We start from the raw sequence: 18,084 nt of genomic DNA on the forward strand, positions 1-18,084 counted from the left end.
AGAATGCTTATGAAAACTACATTAGACCTTGTTTTTAAAAGTAACTTAGACAAACCAATAAAGTTACAAATACCCGAAAATGATAGCACACTAACCGAACAGGTTGTAAAAGAAAGTATGGATCAATTATTAAAATTAGATATTTTAAAATCAAATGTCGGCACAATCCACAAAGTGTATGCTGCTTATATTGTATCCAAAAATACACAAATCCTTTTTGAAAATAAATAATTGATCGACGTCCTATACCCTCTGATATTCATCACATTGGGTATAGGGCTTTTTTGTTTGAATAGATGTATATAAATCATTTGATTTATACATCATCTACTATTTTATAATAGTGTCTTTTTCGATATAATTGATTCATTCTGTCGAGAAAAGAGTGACTTCAATTATGGCTTTACTTTATTTTTTAGGTATCTTTGTCGGTATGTTAATTCCTATACAGACATCCGTAAACTCAAGACTAAGTCAATACACACGTTCATCTTTTTATGCTTCAACAGTGTCTTTCGGTGTGGGAACCTTATGTTTAATCATTCTGAATTTAATAATTAACCCTCATATGCTCACACCTCAATTCTTTACAGAACAAACCTTTAATTATCACTGGTTTGTAGGTGGCTTATTAGGCGTATGTTTCTTAACTGGTAACTTATTATTATTACCTAGATTAGGCGCAGCACTTACCGTTGTCATTACAGTAGCTGGTCAAATTATCATGGGCGTTGCCATTGATACTTTAGGTTTGTTTGGTGCAAGCCAACAACCATTCACCTTGTTTAAAGCAGTGGGTATAGTTCTTTTACTTATAGGTATTTTACTTATGAATCAAATTCCTAAAGACAAACTCTTACGTCAATCTCACTCGAATTTATATATATGGTTAATCGTTGGCTTTATTTTCGGATGTGCGCCGCCTATCCAAACGACAATCAATAGTGCGTTAGCAAAAGAAGTCCATTCATCATTCTTTGCTTCATTAGTATCGTTTACGATAGGTACAATCGCATTACTCATTTTGACATTAATTTTCCATAGAAGCTTAAAAATCAACCAAACACATCCGGATTTGGGTCATATCAAATCAATTTATTTTGTGGGTGGTATCTTAGGTATGGCTTTTGTTACTTCCAATGTGATACTGATGCCATTTCTAGGCGCTGCTTTAACTACCATTGTTGGTATGCTCGGACAAATGTTAATGGGCGTAATTATCGATCACTTTGGTTTACTGGGCACACCCAAAAACAGAATCACACTAAGAAAATGTATTGGCTTAAGTTGTATTGCTATAGGCATTATATTATTACGTTTATTCTAACGTTTTAATTGTTGAGGTTGAGACATAAAGTTTTGGTGCTTTTGGAAACCGATTAACGGCGTCCCAAAAGCAGGATTATCGGCAGAAGGGACCCAACATAGAGAAATTGGTATTCCAATTTCTGCAAATAATGCAAGTTGGGCAAACGCTCACGATTCGACAAAATTTGGAAAACAATTCAAATGAACAAACTCAACTATTGAGTTTGTAAGAACTACTAACCTATGAATAAGGAAGTAGTTCTTTATCATCGTTCGGTTCTGCTCAAATCCTAAACGCTTTTGTCCAGACCTCTTTTTTTATCATCTAAATCGTGTTTTTTCATAATCTGTAACTCTATCAAATAGTTATGACACCATTTCAAATAATATTTTGTTTTAATATTTTTACAATTCTATTTTTGTAGTATAATAATCACATCTTACTCCACCGAGGTGAACATATTGAACTTAAACAAAACGATGATATTTTCTTTAATACTTCTATTAACCATTATTTCCTCAGGATTCGGTTTTTACCTTTATCGTTCTTCTCATTCTCCCGATCAGCTTGACCAAGTTAAAACAATTAAGACTAAACATGAAACCTTACTTTCTACTATAGGCACGCAAGAAGCTGTCGAAACTTTCACTCTTTATTACGACAAGCAATATGGCTACATCCATAGACTATTCGTTAAACCCCATACTTATGTAAAAAAGAATTCCCCGCTTTTAGAATATTTCAACCCATCGAAAGCAACACAACTTGATGATCAGCAACAACTAACTCTCAAACAAATCCAGCACAACTTCCCTAAATTATCATCTTCCCAACAGCAACAACTAACAGAAAGAACACTTCATCAATCACAATTCTTAAAAGATAAATCAGAAGTTTATACGCAAACTTATACCCCTATTAGCGGCTATATACATATGCTAAACAAATCTCCTTCTAAAAATAATCAGCCTATAATGCAAATCAATAGCAAAGAACGTATTATTCGTGCTACTATATCAGAATCTGAAAAAGATTTATTAAAAATAAATCAAAATATTTCAATCTATTCTAATGATAAAAATCGATTCATTGGAAAAGTTAAATATATTTCAAATATTCCAAAACAAATTAATAAGCAAACATCCATGTATCAAATTGAAATATCGACTCAACCACATTATGATATCGGCACCCACTTCAAAGTTAGACTCTATTCTGATCATATACGTATCCCTAAAAGTGCATTAGTAGAAAGCAAGTATGTCCTCGTTAAACTAAAAAATAAAATCGTAAAACGAGAAATTAAATACAATACTGCTAAGCAATATGGGTATATAAATGTTACACAAGGATTAATGTTGAATGAAAACGTTGTTTCTACGCCTTCAGCATCTTTAAAAAAGGTTTATAAATAAGTTATTTGTAATAATCATTTCAAAAACTTTACTTTTTAGTTGTTTTTTTATTAAATTACAGAAAATTTGAATTTGCTATGATAAATTTGAATTAGAAAAATGCTATTTTTAAGAAAAAAAAGATATATCACAATCAATAATTTGTTTTATAAACACTTATTTGTTTACTTCTTAATTTTATTTAGTTATAATTAACTAAATAATATAGCATTAAATATAATTCTTTAAATTAATTTAATACTAAATTATGGCAGACACTTCGTATTTTTCAAAAAAAAGATATAAATATATAAAATCGGGTAAAAGCACTTATAGAGGTATATGTAAGTGTATATAATAGGGAGGTTTCAGTAATGGCTATTTCAAAAATAAATGATTGCTTCGAATTACTAGCAATGGTCACTTATGCTGACAAATTAAAAAGTATTATCAAAAAAGAATTCTCAATTAGCTTTGAGGAATTCGCAGTTTTAACTTATATTAGTGAACACAAAGAAGAGGAATACTATCTTAAAGATATTATTAACCACTTAAACTACAAACAACCACAAGTTGTAAAAGCTGTTAAAAACTTATCACAAGAAGATTATTTCGACAAAAAACGTAATGAACATGATGAAAGAACAGTATTAATTTTAGTTAATACTAAACAACGTAAAAAAATCGATGAATTATTAAAACGTGTTAACAAACGAATCACTGAAGCTAATGACGAAAACGAAGTCTAAGCTTCAACTCAAGTGATGATGTTTGATAAGAGATAGATAGATATAAACAGTTAATCTAACAACTTAATAGATTTCAATGTAAATATCTAACCATCTCATACCTATCTTTGAAAAGATAGGTATTTTTTAATGATAAATAGATTTGAAAAAGTATATAACGTGTCTGAAATCAAAAGGGATTTTATCCTCGTGCAATGTGCACGTGTGATAAAATCCCTTTTTGAGTCAATCGTTATCTTTCAATCCATTGTTCAATTGAACTAATAAAATCTGTATATACACTCTCAAATTTTTCTGGTTCTTCGATATGTGGCGCATGACCTGAGTCATTAAATACCATTTTAGTAATATTTTCAAAATGATCGTCTACACAATAATTATTTTTATCCTTAATCAAAGGATCATAAAATCCATTAATGATTAATGTTGGTACGTTGACCAATGGACGTTCTTCTTGTTCTTGTGCATTATAAGAGATTAGCGCTCTAATAGCGATAGCACTTTCCTCTGATGATGGTCTATAATACATTCTTTGATCTTGGAACCATCTCATTGTATTGTCTTGCTCTTTAAATAAAATTGGAAAAAGTAAAAGAACTGCCTCCGATTTATTAAAACCTGCAACTAAATCTTGATGTTCCACCATTAATTTAGTAAATCCGTGAGTAATATCCTCTCTTTTTGAAGCAACTGCAGTTAATGAAATTGTCTTAAATGGATATTTTTCGGTAAATCTTTTACCGATTAATCCACCCATATCATGTCCTAAGATATGTGCAGAGCTAATATTTAATTGCTCCATTAATATATACAAATCTTCAATATGATCCTCTAAATCAAAAGAATCACATCTAGATGATTTCCCATGACCACGTACATCATAAGTTATGACTCTATAGCGATCACTTAACCGTTCTGATAATTGTTTAAATGCTGCTAAGTTGCCATCTAATCCATGAATTAATACGATGGGAATGCCTTGCCCTACATCACGATAAGCAATTTCAATACCATTGCCTAATTGAATTTTGTCCATAGTGGCACCTCCCTTTAGTATGTACTATACCCATTTGAAAATACCTTTACGCCAATATTTAGAAGTTCTTAGCAAGAAATTGCTTAGAACTTCTTATGCCTGAGCTATAGCTCAGGCGTTCCTCCCCTTCTGCAAGAAATTGCTTAGAAATTCTTAGGGAGTAACTCTGTAATTTTTAATTTCTTAGTGTTACCCCCGCAAGGATGACTAGGTATCAATTAGGGTCATTTCGTTGACCAAATCATTTATAGCTCATGTGTAGATCATTCTCCTTTCTAAAGAAAAAAGCCTTCATTCGAAAAACGAATGAAGACCTTCTCCCAACTTTTTTAACTTTTTGTTCTCTCTGATAATTTAATTGTACAGTAAATAATTAATATCACTAATAGAATCCATATAACTAATGAGAAAATTTGTGCGATATCTGGATTGGATACCATCGCATCAATCGTTTTTTGACAAACTAACAATCCTAACCCAGTAAATTCTAATTTTTTTAAATAGATTCCTGCAATACATAAAATAATACCCACAAAGAATACAAATTGATGACCATACATAGATATAGGTATAATCGACCAATTGAAATGGAATCCTTGCATAATAATAAGTATCAACGCTATTGCAGCTATTATAAATCCGCCTATCATTTCATATCGATTACTGTAGAGATAATTTTTTTTATTGATTCGATGATAAATCAATATGGATATTGGAAAAATCACTATGCTGTAAAACAAGCTAATGCCTGTAATCGCTTGAAATTGCACATATTGCTTGTCATATAAATATGAAATCAATATAAAATTAATAATAAAAAAGATGATAGGATTAAGTTCAAGCGCAAATAGATTACGTTGTATAATTAAAATAATTTGTGCTGGCGATTTCTGTCTATACTCTATGTAATCTTGATCTTTTGCCTCTGACTTTTGAATATCTATACGAAACTTTTCTTTAATATCATCTATAAGGTTTGGTGACATTCCCTTATGACTAAAGTAATCATTTATATTTTCGAGTAGTACTTTATCATTTGTCCTCATGTTAAGCTCCTTTAATTACGCTTTCTAGATGCTTTGTTAATCTTAACTTCAATTACGGAAGTCATTTCCTATCCGTATTTACTTCCGACATGCATTTTAATTACTTTTTCTTACTATCAATATAGCATTGTAACATAATTGAATTCCCATTTCTTCAACCTTATTTTTATTTTATATCAAAAATGAGTCATTATCCTTTATAACGATAAAACCTTGACATCAATCATTACACACAAAATAACCGACAAACACTGTAAGAAACTTAAAAAAGTAACTCAACATCGGTTTGTCGGCTATTCATATTTAAAATATTGATGACGTATTATTTACCTAAATCTACTCTATATAGTTTAACATTTTTATCTTTAGGTGAATTTGAACTAAATTGATAGCTAGCATTTTTATCTTTGATATATCCAAAGTTACCAGTAACATGATTATAATGAACGCGACTAGAAGCATTTGGACTTACACTGCGTTTAACTGCATTATATGTTGGACCGTTAGCTTTATTATAAGTCATAGATACACGTGTCACATGACCTCTATCTTTTTTACCATCTGCTGTTACTAATAATACACCTTTATTTGTTCTAAATTCATAGTAATGTTCTGAACCATTTTCATTATAAGAATAAATAGGACTGCTATATTTACCTAAGACGCTTTGCATTGATTCGCCTAATTTTACATTTTCTAATGATTGATCACCTTGTGTGATTTGTTGAACTGTTTGAATTGAATTACCAGTTGCTGCTTCGACGTGATTAACGTTTACTCCTGTGACAACTAGTCCTGAAACAACTAATGATGCCATTAACTTTTTCATAAGCACTCTCTCCTTTATATCAATATCTCTTTCTTGTGCTTAATCACAGTATACTACAAATATTACTAATATGACAACATCATTACAAAATTATTACAAAATTTAATACTTAAGTCGTAGTTATCTATCAAACCTCAATCATTAATTACGATTTTTTCTAATTGGGCAATGCTCTGTAATAAATTGCGTCACATCATCTATAAATCGTTGTTCTTCTTCTACAAATGGATATAAACTTGAAGTGTTATATACTAAAAAGTCCCCATGTTCGATTAAATCAACAACTTCTTTAGCTTCAAGCGTTGTCGTTCTTTCACCATATTCTCCTGCAATAATTAATGTAGGTGCCGCTACTTTTGAAAAAACATCGGAGATGCCTGTTGATTTAAATACATCTTCAATTGCTTGAATTTCTTCTTTAGTTGAAATTGAATTTGTATCTTCGACATGTTTTAAAAACTTATTCATTTTACGTGGTTTGTAATATTTTTTATCATTCAAGAATTTCGATTGTTTTTCATCATCCCAGTTACGAATGGTATGGGCATATTTTCTAAACAAACGCTCTTCTGGTAGTTCTCCTTCAACTGATGTAGGATTGACGAATGTTAATGAAGATACATAGCCAGGATATCTTACTGATAAATCTGCAATAATCATGGCAGCCATTTCATGTCCAATAAATGCGGCTTGGTCGATATATATAAAGTCTAGTAATGCTATGATATCATCCGCAAATTCTTGGAATGCAATATGTCTCGGTTTGTCAGAATAACCATGCCCTCTTAAATCAATCAGTACCACTTGGAATGACTTTGCTAACTTTTTAGCTACATCATTAAATACCGTATAGTTGTCGTATGCAGTGTGAATCAACACAACTGGGTATCCTTCACCTAATGTATTGTAATGTAGTGTTGTACCATCATTTCTAGTAAATAAATCCATTAGATCGTTCTCCTTCTAAATTAAAATTCTTCGGTAAAATATCCAATAATTCTTCAATCGTGGTAATGGTAAAATCAACTTCCTCTTCAAGTGGTTCTATTTCTGCATCTTCTTGTTTGAACCAAACACTTACCATTCCCATTGCACGTGCTGGTGCAACATCGTTTAAAGCATCGTCTCCAACGTACATAATTTCATCTGCCTTGACATCTAATTGATCAATCATATCCTCAAATATCTTTGGATGTGGTTTACGAAAACCTACAGTTTCAGATGTTGATAAGTAATTAATGACATGCATGATACCTAGTGAGTGTAGTCTAAATTGTTTAATTTTAGATTTACCATTAGCAATTACCCCAATAAGATAATCTGCTTTAGATAATCGTTCTAGTGTATATAACGTGTCATAATATGGAAATACGTAACGATAAAAATGCATTTCAAAATCATTAAATAAATCTTTCCAGGTTAAACGATCGATATGAAATTGTTTAATTATAGCTTTATATAAATCTGGCTTGTCATTGTCTTCATCGTCATCTAACTCAATGAACTTATTCTTAAAATCAGCTAATTGTACATGTACAAAATAATCATGAAATCTTTCATATTGTTCTTCAATAAATTTCTCACGTGATTTTACTCTATCTAGCAATGTGCCTTCTAAATCGAATACGATTGCTTTTATATGACTCAAATCCATCTTTTTAACCTCTTCATCGTTTATTAATTCTTATTTTAGCAAATGAATGACATTAGCGTAATACTTTAGATTGTGATAATAAAATATAACATAATACCGGAATACCTAATAACGCCATAATAATACTAGCCGGCACTTGTATTGGATGTATCACAATACTACCTATAAAATCAGCTAACGCCATCACTATTGCACCAATGATGATATTTAAAACCATTTGCATTCCGAGCTCAAAACGCCAATAATAACGTCGAATCAATTGAGGCACAATCATGCCAATGAAGCCAATAATACCTACATAAGCGACTACAACAGCTGTGACAACAGAGGCTATGGTAAGTACCATAAAGGTCATACGTTGTACATTTAAACCTAACGATTGCCCTTTCAACTCTCCTAGTTGCAATAATTTAATTGGACGTAATAATAATCCTAGACCCATAACTGACAATGCCAATACAATGGCTATCATGATATCATTTTCAATTTCTGCAGAAGCAAAGCCGCCAAATAAATAATTCGCCACTGTATTTAACTTCTGCGGTTTTATCAATATCAATATATATAATAAAGCATTAAATAATGCCCCTATCATCAATCCAAGTAGAATCAATACACGAACAGGGTACCCCGTAGATAACGCCATCGTTAGACTTAATACAATGATTAGCGTTATGAGGCTAAATCCTATTGAAAAGAAGGGTATCCATAAAAAGCTCAGTCCTAAAAATAAGGCTAAGCCTGAACCAAACGTAGCACCACTGGCTAAACCCAATGTAAAACTATCTGCAAGTGGATTATTGAGTACCGTCTGAAACATTTGCCCAGCCAATGTTAATGTCGCTCCAGTAAGTAATGCTTCTAACACCCTAGGTAGTCTTACTTTCAATAAAATTGTTTGGTTAAACGGATCAGACAAGTCACCAATTTGCCACATTAAACTCATTAGAATAGTGACAGTTAATATCAATGTCCAAATTAAAATAACCTTTATCTTTTTCATAATACGCTCATTTCTAATACATTTTCATTATTGTGCCCATCATAACAAACTTTAAATCAAAAAAGTACTAGTCTCACATTGATATAGCTAACTGACATCGTTCATTATATATCTACTTCATGTGTACTAGTACTTTTAGAAATCATTATTTTTGATAAATAGCATCCCTTAGTTCTTTTAAGCCGTCGTCTATTCTTGGACCTGGGCGTGATATTTCATCACCATTAACTGTTTCAATACGATGATGTTTCACAGCATTCGTTTTATCAAAGCCACCACGTTTTTCAATGATTTTTTCATATTCAGCCTGTGACTTTCCTTCCGTAGATATTAAAATATCTGGATTGTGTTTGACGATGCTTTCTTTACTGACTGATTTCCAACCATCAATATCATCAAAGCTATTTTTAGTATCTAATTGTTTTAACATATCATTAAAGAATGTATGTTTACCGGCAGTATATATCTCTGGTTGAGATGATACTTCCATAAATACTTTTGGTTGCTTTTGGTGTTTAGGGATGGATTGAATCACTTTGTCGACATTATCTTTAGTTTCATTTACTAATTGATTGGCTTGCTTTTCACGATGGGTTAACTTCCCAATTGATTTAAATGTCTCATATGTTTCTTTAAGTGATTGTGCATCTTTAACGTAAACAACTTTCACACCCTCTTTTTTCAAAGCATCTAAAACCTTGCCCGAAGATGATTTTTGAGATTCGTGTGCTAATATTAAATCAGGTTTTGCCTTTAACAAGGCTTCTTTATTCAAATTCATCGCATCAAATTGCTTTTTCCCTTTTTTAACATTTTTAGGGTAGTCATCAATGGTAGACACACCCACAATACGATTTTCTAGTCCAAGTTCATATAAAATTTCAGTATTACTTGGCATCAATGAAACAATACGATGATATGGTGTCTTACCTGTAGTAGATTGATTTTTAGAACCTTTATCTGATTGATGCTGATCATTTTGGCTGCATCCTGCAAGAATTATCAATAATGACATCATAATTATCCAAAAATTACGTTTCATGTTTGCTCATTCCATTCATTTTTATTTTAATATGTATATCACTTCATTTTATCATATCAAATTTCACATATTTTTCATTAGATTTTCAAATCATTTTAAAATATTTTTAATAAAAATATCCTATAACTATTTTTATAGTAATAGGATATCCCAAGTATGCTATTTGATATTTTAATGTTAGTTTTTAACCTTTTCTAATCATGGTCTTCAAGTATAACTTTTTGGTCCCATTTGCCAAATTGATAATAGGCAAATGCAAATAAACTACTAATGATAAAACCTGTACCGATGCCCATACCAATACCTATTTGGCCAAACATTTTTGAGAATAGTCCTGTTAATGGAAACCGTAGTATCCAAAATGAAATAATATTTAAAACTAATACTTGGTACATTGCACCAGATGCCCTTACGATACCATTTAATACAAAATTCAATCCTAAAAATGGAAAACAAAGCGCTACAATACGTAAATAGTGACTACCGAAATCAACAGCTTGTTGATCCTGAATAAAGAATTTAATAGCAAATTCTGCAACTACCATTACAACTATGGCAATAGTAATCATAATAGCGAAATTATATAATGCTGATACTTTCGCTATTTGACGTACTCTCTTCCAGTTACCGACACCAATATTCTGACCTGCCATACTATTCACTGCAGTTCCAAGCGCCATTGCCGGTAACATGATTAAACTGTCTAATCTTTGAGAAGCACTAAACCCTGCTACAGTGTCACCACCAAATTGGGTAACCACACTAAGTATAGCGGCATTACCACCTTGAATCACTGCCATCTGTAAGCCTGCGGGTATACCTAATTTCAAAATTAAGATGACTTCATCTTTTTGAGGCAGTTTAGGGACTGTAAATGGAATAAGTTGATGCTTAAGTGAATGATATAAACTATACAGAAAAGCTAGGCCTTGTGATACGACTGTCGATAATGCGGCACCAACCATACCTAATTGAAAAACACCAATAAATAATGGCGCTAAAATAGCATTAAGTACTACTGCTAAAAATACAACACGCATGGGTGTCTTACTATCTCCGAGTGCACGCGATACCGTATTTACAAAGTTATAACCAAATAAGAATAAAATACCTAAAAAACTAATCTGCAAATATGTCGTTGCTTGTCCTAATAAAGTGGTGGGCGTACCAATCAATAATAGTAAATGTTTTGAAAATATGAATCCAACCACACCAAATAATAGAGCCATTGACGTCATCACAACAACAAATGCATTTAAATATTGCTTAAGACCTTTATAGTCTTTTTTACCGTAATATTGAGATAATATCGTTAAAACTGCATTATTTAAACCTAAAATAAATGAAAGTATTGTTATTAAAATAGTAGTAGAAATCGCCACAGCGCCTAGCGCGTGAGCCCCTAATAAATTCCCAACCCATAAACTATCTATAATTTGAAACGAGGTTTGAAGTAGATTGGTTAACATGATGGGACCTGAGAACAAAACCAAACCTTTGAATATATTGCCATGTGTAAAATCACGTTGTTGACTCGGCATTCAGACACCCCCTTTGTATTTGTAACTTTTCATATATCAATTCATTTATGATATCTATTCCCATATATCATGTCAATTTAACCCATATAAGAAATTAAGCCATACAAAATAAAAACTGCACTACAAGTAGACCAACTTGTAATGCAGTAGATTGAAATTAATTTGATAACTTTTATGTTTCAAGCATGTGTTCTTTAGGATTTGGTCCATATTGGTTCGTACCTTTTTCACTGTCTTGAACACAATACACTAATGCCATAATTGAAATAACAATACTTCCAATGGCAAATATAATTGCCATAATAGATAATACAATAATGACAACAATATTTAAATGCTCTAGTTGAGAAAACCATCCATAGTCATTTGCCATTTGATTTATCGGATTTAAAAGGGTTAATACTAAATAGATGACGGGTATCGTTTTACCTTTTCCAATATCATGAAATCGCCTTACAGAAATTGTAAACATCGGTACTGTAAAAATGAGATACACGATATAAAAGACAATGTCATAAATGATTTTTCCATGCTGAAGTGGTACTAATATTAACGATGCAATAATCGCAATCATTAATAAACAAATCATGTTAAATAAAACCGGCCACCAAAAATCTTTTCTTCGTGTCCTACCCTCTAATATCAATGCCTTTTGCCAAAACGCTTTATAAGACCTTAACATTTTGTACCCCTTTCACAAAAACTTATTTCAATATCTATTATATAATTTATCAATTATCATTCAATATGACTAGAATTTTTCAATTAATTAAATAACATAATTACTATAAAAGAACTAATACATTTTGGTCATCTAATCATTGACAGATGATTCAAAATAAGAATCTAAAAATGTATAATGTGTACCATTCTTAATATTAAAGTAATTTTTACCGAAGTTATCTAACAATGCGTGGAATTCATTCGCATCTTGGTTGGTAAATGTTGATGGTAATTGTATTTCTTTTTTAAATTTATCGTAACTATCGGTATTCGCATAACCGAGTTTGGCATATAATCGTCTCGTGTAACTATCTGGGATAAACTCTACCCCACCAAAAATATACACGATCAATACATCCGCTGTTTCACTACCAATGCCTCGTATACTTAATAATTCTTTTCTAAGATCATCCCTGTATTGCGTAACAATACCATTATAATCAAAATGATGTTGATCTAACCATAAGAACAATGCATGAATCGCTTTAGCCTTATTTTTATAGAAACCACTAGATTTAATCACCATTTGTAAGTCTTCTAATGGCATATTTAATATATATTTCGGGTTAAAATCCGTTGCTTCTTTTAATGATTGTAAAGCTAAATCAGCATTTCTCCAATTGGTGTTTTGAACAAGTATCGCTCCTAACATCATTTCAATGTTACTGTCTGCAGGCCACCAATGTTGAGGACCCATATTTTGATATAAAATGTTATATAATTCTTCTGTTTGTAACAAAATATCCCCCATTTTCATAGTCATAAAAACACCCTTATAACCATAGAGCTATAAGGGTTTAATCAAATTTAATATTACATTGTCTCCGGTGCAGATACGCCAACTAATGCTAATGCATTGTTTAAAGTAATTCTCACTGCTTCTACAAGCGCAATGTGTGCTTTTGTTTTTTCAATGTCATCTGTTAATACCTTTTCAGCATTATAGAATTTATGGAAGTGTGACGCTAAATCTTGAATATAATTTGTCATACGGTGTGGTGCTCTTGAGTCTGCTGCACTTTCAATTGTTGGTTCAAACTCTGCTACTTTTTTCAATAATTCAATGGCTTTGTCATTAGTGATTTTTGAAAAATCAACGTCCGTACTTATTTCTATGCCTTGTTCTTTAGCTTGTTTTAATATAGAACAAATACGTGCATGACCATACTGTGCATAATAAACCGGATTATCTTGTGATTGTTCTTTGGCTAATTCCATATCAAAATCAAAGTGTGTATCCGGGCTACGCATTGTTAAGAAGTAACGAGCGGCATCTACACCGACTTCATCCATAATTTCACGTAATGTAATAGCATTACCTGTACGTTTACTCATTTTAACTTCTTCGCCATTTTGCATTAGACGTACCATTTGCATAATTTGAATTTCTAAGCGATCACTATCTACACCAAATGTTTCTAGAGATGCTTTCAAACGGTTGATATAACCGTGATGGTCAGCACCCATCAAATCAATTAAAATATCATTACCACGTTGTACTTTATCAAAATGATAAGCAATGTCAGGTAAGAAATAAGTGTAATTGCCATCTTTTTTGATTAACACTCTGTCTTTGTCATCTTTAAAATCCGATGTACGTAACCAAGTTGCACCATCCGCTTCATATGTGTAACCTAAGTCATTCATTTTAGCTAATACTTCTTTAATCTCGCCTTTTTCATAAAGAGACGTTTCACTAAACCAATTATCAAAATGTGTATTGAAGTCTGATAAATCTTTCTTCAATTTAGACATTTCATAATCAACACCAAGTTGTCTAAATGTCTTCAGACGTTCGTCATCACTATAATCTTTGATTTCTGGGTGTTTATCCGCTAAATCTTTACCGATTTCAACGATATCTTTACCATTATAGCCATCTTCTGGCATTTCATGACTGTTATCACCTAATGCTTCAAAGAAACGTGTTTCAATTGAACGTGCAAGATTTGAAATTTGATTACCGGCATCATTAATATAATATTCACGTGTCACATGATAACCTGCTGCTATTAAAATATTAGCTAATGTATCACCAACTGCCGCATTACGCGCATGGCCAATATGCAAGTCTCCTGTTGGATTGGCTGATACATATTCAAGTAAAATATTTTTATTTTTAGATGCTTCTGCTTTACCGAACTGATCGCCTTTTTGAATAGCTTCTGGAATAATGTCTGTTAAATATTGGTTATCTAAATAAAAATTGATAAATCCTGGCCCAGCAATATCTACCTTTTTAACATGCGCTTTACTAGCATCTAAATGATCCACGATGGCTTGTGCAATTTCACGTGGATTACGTTTAGCTATTTTAGTAAGTACCATCGCAATATTCGTTGAATAGTCGCCATTTTTTACATCTTTAGGAATCTCTATTTTAATTTCTGGAATATCACTTGCTAATTCAGCTTTTTTAATACTTGCTTCAATTTCTTCAACTAGCGTCTGTTTGACTTGTTCTATTATGTTCATTAGCCTAACTCCTTGTAATTTATTTCGTATTGGTATGAACCCATCTTCTCTTCATTTTGAAATAATTCGTAATGTACTTTCAGTTTACCACCATCTGGGGTAACAAAATGTAGAATACTTAACGTTTTAACATTTAACGGAATACGGCCTGCAGGTATATCATAAAATGTAGTTGTTTCAGCACCTTCTACAAAATGAAAGTTCATATTAATATCGCCTTTTCGAATCAATTTTACGCCATCTTCTTCTATTTTAATGGTTACGTTAACATTGGCATCATCTATATGTTCAGTATATCTAATGATGTGAGATTGGCGTTTGTGCCATGATCCTTCAGTAGTAAAATCAAACTTCTCTTTTTCGCCATTTTGTTTAATTATCTGTTTCGTTTGGATTTTAACATTATTTTCCAATTTACTACTCCCTTATCCTACACAATAATACATGATATTATAGCATAATTGCCCTATTGCTTGTAGTATTGGGGGATTTAATTTATTAATAAATATAAAAAGCGGATAAGCCAAAAATAGCTTATCCACTCATTTCATACTATCTAACCTCAATAACATCTTCTAATGATTCTATGTCAACAATATGTCTTTGATATTTACTTTTTACAAGTTGATACTTATAGAAATATACGATGCCGAAAATCAGTGCTGTCATGAATATTAATTTATTCATTTTTTTACCTCATATTCTATAATGATATTTATTTCTTTTTTTATATTATCATCATCATAACTATGAGTAAATATGATTTATCTACGTTTATTAATTATTGAAAGGCACCATCTTTATAAATCACTTTTTCCTTATTACCATCAATAAATTGATTGTAATTGTCATTTTGGAAGTCCGTTAATAACGCTTTAGACGTACCGTATTTTAGTATGCCACCGTCAGTAATGATTTGCATTTTCCTAAATAGCAAACCATCTTTGAGACGAATTTCTTTTAACGGTTCATAATCTAAAATGTCAGCGTCTCTAATTTCAAATGTTTTAAATGCAATAGTTAAACATGCCAACGTTTCTTCCCCTAAATAATAGACATGCAAATCTTCTTGTTTATGTTGTCCCACTAGAAGTCTACCTTTAACAAAGGTGTATTCCGGAAATTTCAATTCTAAAAAATCAATCAGTTCTTCTTCTTTTAATTTGAATTGCATAAACCCATCCCCTATTCTCTTTTTGATTGTATATCAATAATACATTTGCATATATAATAATATTATATTGTATATAAAATTCAATGTTTATTTTTATGTTTTTAAAACCACTTGTAATCGTAATTATATTAAACTAACCTCGCGATAATGTACTAATATCGCGAGGTTAGTTTTTGTGCTTTATCCCAATGCCTTAAACAATTCTTCTGTAGAGTTGTTCCACATTTCTTCATTATGATTTTGTAAAAATGTTTTTAATACTTTTTTATTGTCTTCACCAATATGGTCGATAATAATTTGATGTTTCATTGATTTATCCATCATATTAACGTGTTCTGGCATACTCTTATATCCACGTCTAATACTTTTGTTTACTAATAAGTAACATGCCGTTACACCTGCATAATAAGGACCGTTTTCGCCTCTTTCAGTTGTAACCCAACATAACCAGTATTCTTTAGCTTCTTCGCCTTCTACTTCTGATTTATCTGTAATCCATTTTACGCCTTTTTCAACTTTGGCACGGGCATGCATACCACCAATATCAACAAAAGCTTCTTGATTCTCAACATCTATAAAGACAGGCGCAATATTATCTAAACTAATTGAACCGATATTTGTACCTTTATGGCCATCTAATGGGTCATTTTTTATGATGTTAAAATTAAATCCTTTTTTCTCAGTCACCATCGGTACCTCCTCATACAATTTTCAACTGATTACTATATTAAATGAGCTAGCACATTCTATCAAACCATTAATTTAATTCATTTAATAGATTGATAATAGAGCCTTTAATCATGTCATCTTCAATATTTAAAACTAATTCTTTAGGGTAGTACAATTTATAATCTTCTCTATTAATTCCTGTAATACTATTTATCACTAGGGATTGATTACTAATTTCTCTTATCGTACCATCTCGTCTTAATAAATGAATTGGTTTACGATTGGAACCCGGTCTATCATAATCATAAGGCAAGTCAGAAAATGATTCGCTCACGAAATAATAATCCGGATTAATACCACCTGCTTCAAACAATTCTTGAAGTTCAGAGATGGTAATAATCGAACCATCAAATGGAATGTATTTAAATAAATCACGATTAATAAAACGACGTGATAAATCACTTAAAATCTCGTCATCTTCATCAATCCATTTTTTCAAATAATATAAGACAACCGCTTCATCTAAATCTACATATTGTTGAATTGTCATTGTGCCTTCAAAGAATGGAATAAAATCTTCTGGTGATTTTTTAAATTGATAACCTTCATTATATAATTGCTTTGCTCTTTTCAAACAATTATTAAGCAATACTTCTCCACCTCGACTAACTGGATGGAAATAAATTTGCCAATACATTTGATAACGACTCATGATAAAATTTTCAACTGCATGCATACCGCTTTCTTTAATTAACACTTCGTCTTTTGATGGACGCATTAATCGTAATATACGTTCCATATCAAACGCACCATAAGACACGCCAGTAAAATACGCATCGCGTTGTAAATAGTCCATTCTATCAGCATCAATTTGAGACGATATCATAGAAATAACTAGTTTATTGTGATGTGTTTTATTAATCACATCTGCCACTTCTTGAGGAAATGTATCTGACACACGACTTAGCACTTCATTTACTTCAGTATCACCTGTAATAATCGCCTGAGTAAACGCTTCGTGATCCGTATTGAAAATCTTTTCAAAACTATGAGAGAAAGGGCCATGACCCAAATCATGTAACAATGCAGCACATAAAGCAAGAGGACGATCATTGTTATCCCACGTGTCACGCCCTTCAAACGTTTCATCTATCATGCGTCGAACAATTTCATACACACCTAAAGAGTGACCGAAACGACTATGTTCAGCAGTATGAAAGGAAAGATATAATGTACCAAGTTGCTTTATTCTACGTAATCGTTGAAATTCTTTCGTCTTAACTAAATCCCAAATCAATTGATCTTTAACGTGAATATATCTATGTATAGGATCTTTAAATACTTTTTCCTCTGCTAATTTACTCGTTGTATACAATGATTGTGTCATGTAATACCTCCTTTTTATAAGAGACTTTCGTCAATGCCTCTACCTTTGCTTTG

At 31.6% G+C, this 18,084-nt stretch carries 20 protein-coding genes; 4 read left to right on the forward strand and 16 right to left on the reverse strand.

The genetic code is table 11. The features are described from left to right. The first annotated feature begins 9 nt into the window (after positions 1-9). The 4 genes from ssp1_RS10315 (at position 10) to sarA (ending at position 3,452) form a co-directional block, all read left to right on the forward strand. Positions 10-231 carry a DUF2922 domain-containing protein gene (locus ssp1_RS10315; RefSeq protein ID WP_002451051.1) on the forward strand — a complete coding sequence of 74 codons (222 nt, stop codon included), beginning with the start codon at positions 10-12 and terminating at the stop codon, positions 229-231. Positions 232-397: 166 nt separating this feature from the next. Then, on the forward strand, positions 398-1,327 hold the full coding sequence (locus tag ssp1_RS10320; RefSeq protein WP_037552008.1) for a DMT family transporter: 930 nt from the start codon (positions 398-400) through the stop codon (positions 1,325-1,327). Positions 1,328-1,761: 434 nt separating this feature from the next. Beyond that, positions 1,762-2,724 carry an efflux RND transporter periplasmic adaptor subunit gene (locus ssp1_RS10325; protein WP_240328888.1) on the forward strand — a complete coding sequence of 321 codons (963 nt, stop codon included), beginning with the start codon at positions 1,762-1,764 and terminating at the stop codon, positions 2,722-2,724. Positions 2,725-3,077: 353 nt separating this feature from the next. Next, the gene (gene sarA, locus ssp1_RS10330) at positions 3,078-3,452 is read left to right on the forward strand and encodes a global transcriptional regulator SarA (RefSeq protein WP_002451055.1); all 375 of its coding nucleotides are present in this window, start codon (positions 3,078-3,080) and stop codon (positions 3,450-3,452) included. 232 nt (positions 3,453-3,684) lie between these two features. Here the strand turns inward: sarA and ssp1_RS10335 are convergent, their stop codons facing one another. The 16 genes from ssp1_RS10335 to ssp1_RS10405 form a co-directional block, all read right to left on the reverse strand. Continuing rightward, on the reverse strand, positions 3,685-4,488 hold the full coding sequence (locus tag ssp1_RS10335; protein WP_002451056.1) for an alpha/beta fold hydrolase: 804 nt from the start codon (positions 4,486-4,488) through the stop codon (positions 3,685-3,687). 329 nt (positions 4,489-4,817) lie between these two features. Beyond that, positions 4,818-5,534, reverse strand: a complete 717-nt coding sequence (locus ssp1_RS10340) for a hypothetical protein (RefSeq protein ID WP_075778618.1) — start codon at positions 5,532-5,534, stop codon at positions 4,818-4,820. Positions 5,535-5,856: 322 nt separating this feature from the next. Beyond that, a complete protein-coding gene (locus ssp1_RS10345; RefSeq protein ID WP_075778617.1) occupies positions 5,857-6,363 on the reverse strand; it encodes an SA0570 family protein in 507 nt (168 codons plus the stop codon). A gap of 141 nt (positions 6,364-6,504) precedes the next feature. Further along, a complete protein-coding gene (locus ssp1_RS10350; protein ID WP_075778616.1) occupies positions 6,505-7,311 on the reverse strand; it encodes an alpha/beta fold hydrolase in 807 nt (268 codons plus the stop codon). Continuing rightward, complete coding sequence (locus ssp1_RS10355) at positions 7,295-8,017, reverse strand: HAD family hydrolase (RefSeq protein WP_002451060.1); 723 nt, start codon at positions 8,015-8,017, stop codon at positions 7,295-7,297. Before ssp1_RS10355 ends, ssp1_RS10350 begins: the two co-directional genes overlap by 17 nt. A gap of 52 nt (positions 8,018-8,069) precedes the next feature. Beyond that, positions 8,070-9,020, reverse strand: a complete 951-nt coding sequence (locus ssp1_RS10360) for a FecCD family ABC transporter permease (protein WP_075778615.1) — start codon at positions 9,018-9,020, stop codon at positions 8,070-8,072. Positions 9,021-9,165: 145 nt separating this feature from the next. Beyond that, positions 9,166-10,062 carry an ABC transporter substrate-binding protein gene (locus tag ssp1_RS10365; RefSeq protein ID WP_075778614.1) on the reverse strand — a complete coding sequence of 299 codons (897 nt, stop codon included), beginning with the start codon at positions 10,060-10,062 and terminating at the stop codon, positions 9,166-9,168. A gap of 194 nt (positions 10,063-10,256) precedes the next feature. Next, entirely contained in the window at positions 10,257-11,603 is a 1,347-nt protein-coding gene (locus ssp1_RS10370) for an MATE family efflux transporter (RefSeq protein ID WP_075778613.1), read from the reverse strand. Positions 11,604-11,775: 172 nt separating this feature from the next. Beyond that, positions 11,776-12,285, reverse strand: coding sequence for a DUF805 domain-containing protein (locus ssp1_RS10375; protein ID WP_075778612.1), 510 nt, complete (start codon positions 12,283-12,285; stop codon positions 11,776-11,778). 132 nt (positions 12,286-12,417) lie between these two features. Further along, entirely contained in the window at positions 12,418-13,065 is a 648-nt protein-coding gene (locus tag ssp1_RS10380; protein ID WP_075778620.1) for an endonuclease III domain-containing protein, read from the reverse strand. Between the two features lie 74 nt (positions 13,066-13,139). After that, the gene (gene argS, locus ssp1_RS10385) at positions 13,140-14,801 is read right to left on the reverse strand and encodes an arginine--tRNA ligase (RefSeq protein WP_075778611.1); all 1,662 of its coding nucleotides are present in this window, start codon (positions 14,799-14,801) and stop codon (positions 13,140-13,142) included. Then, positions 14,801-15,214: a YwiB family protein gene (locus ssp1_RS10390; protein ID WP_002451067.1), complete on the reverse strand. Its 414-nt coding sequence runs from the start codon at positions 15,212-15,214 to the stop codon at positions 14,801-14,803. Before ssp1_RS10390 ends, argS begins: the two co-directional genes overlap by 1 nt. Before the next feature lie 139 nt (positions 15,215-15,353). Next, the gene (locus ssp1_RS12130) at positions 15,354-15,488 is read right to left on the reverse strand and encodes a hypothetical protein (RefSeq protein WP_259342308.1); all 135 of its coding nucleotides are present in this window, start codon (positions 15,486-15,488) and stop codon (positions 15,354-15,356) included. A gap of 94 nt (positions 15,489-15,582) precedes the next feature. Further along, a complete protein-coding gene (locus ssp1_RS10395) occupies positions 15,583-15,975 on the reverse strand; it encodes a hypothetical protein (RefSeq protein ID WP_075778610.1) in 393 nt (130 codons plus the stop codon). 180 nt (positions 15,976-16,155) lie between these two features. Further along, positions 16,156-16,665, reverse strand: coding sequence for a YwhD family protein (locus ssp1_RS10400; protein WP_002451070.1), 510 nt, complete (start codon positions 16,663-16,665; stop codon positions 16,156-16,158). Positions 16,666-16,732: 67 nt separating this feature from the next. Next, complete coding sequence (locus tag ssp1_RS10405) at positions 16,733-18,031, reverse strand: HD domain-containing protein (RefSeq protein ID WP_075778609.1); 1,299 nt, start codon at positions 18,029-18,031, stop codon at positions 16,733-16,735. Positions 18,032-18,084: the final 53 nt, after the last annotated feature.

The organism is Staphylococcus sp. M0911 (genome assembly GCF_003491325.1).
Taxonomy (GTDB): domain Bacteria; phylum Bacillota; class Bacilli; order Staphylococcales; family Staphylococcaceae; genus Staphylococcus; species Staphylococcus warneri_A.

What these genes read in the sequence shown, in the direction of transcription:
- ssp1_RS10350 (WP_075778616.1), bottom strand. Translation starts at nt 7,311, where the DNA reads ATGGATTTATTTACTAGAAATGATGGTACAACACTACATTACAATACA.
- ssp1_RS10360 (WP_075778615.1), bottom strand. Translation starts at nt 9,020, where the DNA reads ATGAAAAAGATAAAGGTTATTTTAATTTGGACATTGATATTAACTGTC.
- ssp1_RS10365 (WP_075778614.1), bottom strand. Translation starts at nt 10,062, where the DNA reads ATGAAACGTAATTTTTGGATAATTATGATGTCATTATTGATAATTCTT.
- ssp1_RS10335 (WP_002451056.1), bottom strand. Translation starts at nt 4,488, where the DNA reads ATGGACAAAATTCAATTAGGCAATGGTATTGAAATTGCTTATCGTGAT.
- sarA (WP_002451055.1), top strand. Translation starts at nt 3,078, where the DNA reads ATGGCTATTTCAAAAATAAATGATTGCTTCGAATTACTAGCAATGGTC.
- ssp1_RS10320 (WP_037552008.1), top strand. Translation starts at nt 398, where the DNA reads ATGGCTTTACTTTATTTTTTAGGTATCTTTGTCGGTATGTTAATTCCT.
- ssp1_RS10395 (WP_075778610.1), bottom strand. Translation starts at nt 15,975, where the DNA reads ATGCAATTCAAATTAAAAGAAGAAGAACTGATTGATTTTTTAGAATTG.
- argS (WP_075778611.1), bottom strand. Translation starts at nt 14,801, where the DNA reads ATGAACATAATAGAACAAGTCAAACAGACGCTAGTTGAAGAAATTGAA.
- ssp1_RS10370 (WP_075778613.1), bottom strand. Translation starts at nt 11,603, where the DNA reads ATGCCGAGTCAACAACGTGATTTTACACATGGCAATATATTCAAAGGT.
- ssp1_RS10375 (WP_075778612.1), bottom strand. Translation starts at nt 12,285, where the DNA reads ATGTTAAGGTCTTATAAAGCGTTTTGGCAAAAGGCATTGATATTAGAG.
- ssp1_RS10345 (WP_075778617.1), bottom strand. Translation starts at nt 6,363, where the DNA reads ATGAAAAAGTTAATGGCATCATTAGTTGTTTCAGGACTAGTTGTCACA.
- ssp1_RS12130 (WP_259342308.1), bottom strand. Translation starts at nt 15,488, where the DNA reads ATGAATAAATTAATATTCATGACAGCACTGATTTTCGGCATCGTATAT.
- ssp1_RS10405 (WP_075778609.1), bottom strand. Translation starts at nt 18,031, where the DNA reads ATGACACAATCATTGTATACAACGAGTAAATTAGCAGAGGAAAAAGTA.
- ssp1_RS10355 (WP_002451060.1), bottom strand. Translation starts at nt 8,017, where the DNA reads ATGGATTTGAGTCATATAAAAGCAATCGTATTCGATTTAGAAGGCACA.
- ssp1_RS10400 (WP_002451070.1), bottom strand. Translation starts at nt 16,665, where the DNA reads ATGGTGACTGAGAAAAAAGGATTTAATTTTAACATCATAAAAAATGAC.
- ssp1_RS10340 (WP_075778618.1), bottom strand. Translation starts at nt 5,534, where the DNA reads ATGAGGACAAATGATAAAGTACTACTCGAAAATATAAATGATTACTTT.
- ssp1_RS10315 (WP_002451051.1), top strand. Translation starts at nt 10, where the DNA reads ATGAAAACTACATTAGACCTTGTTTTTAAAAGTAACTTAGACAAACCA.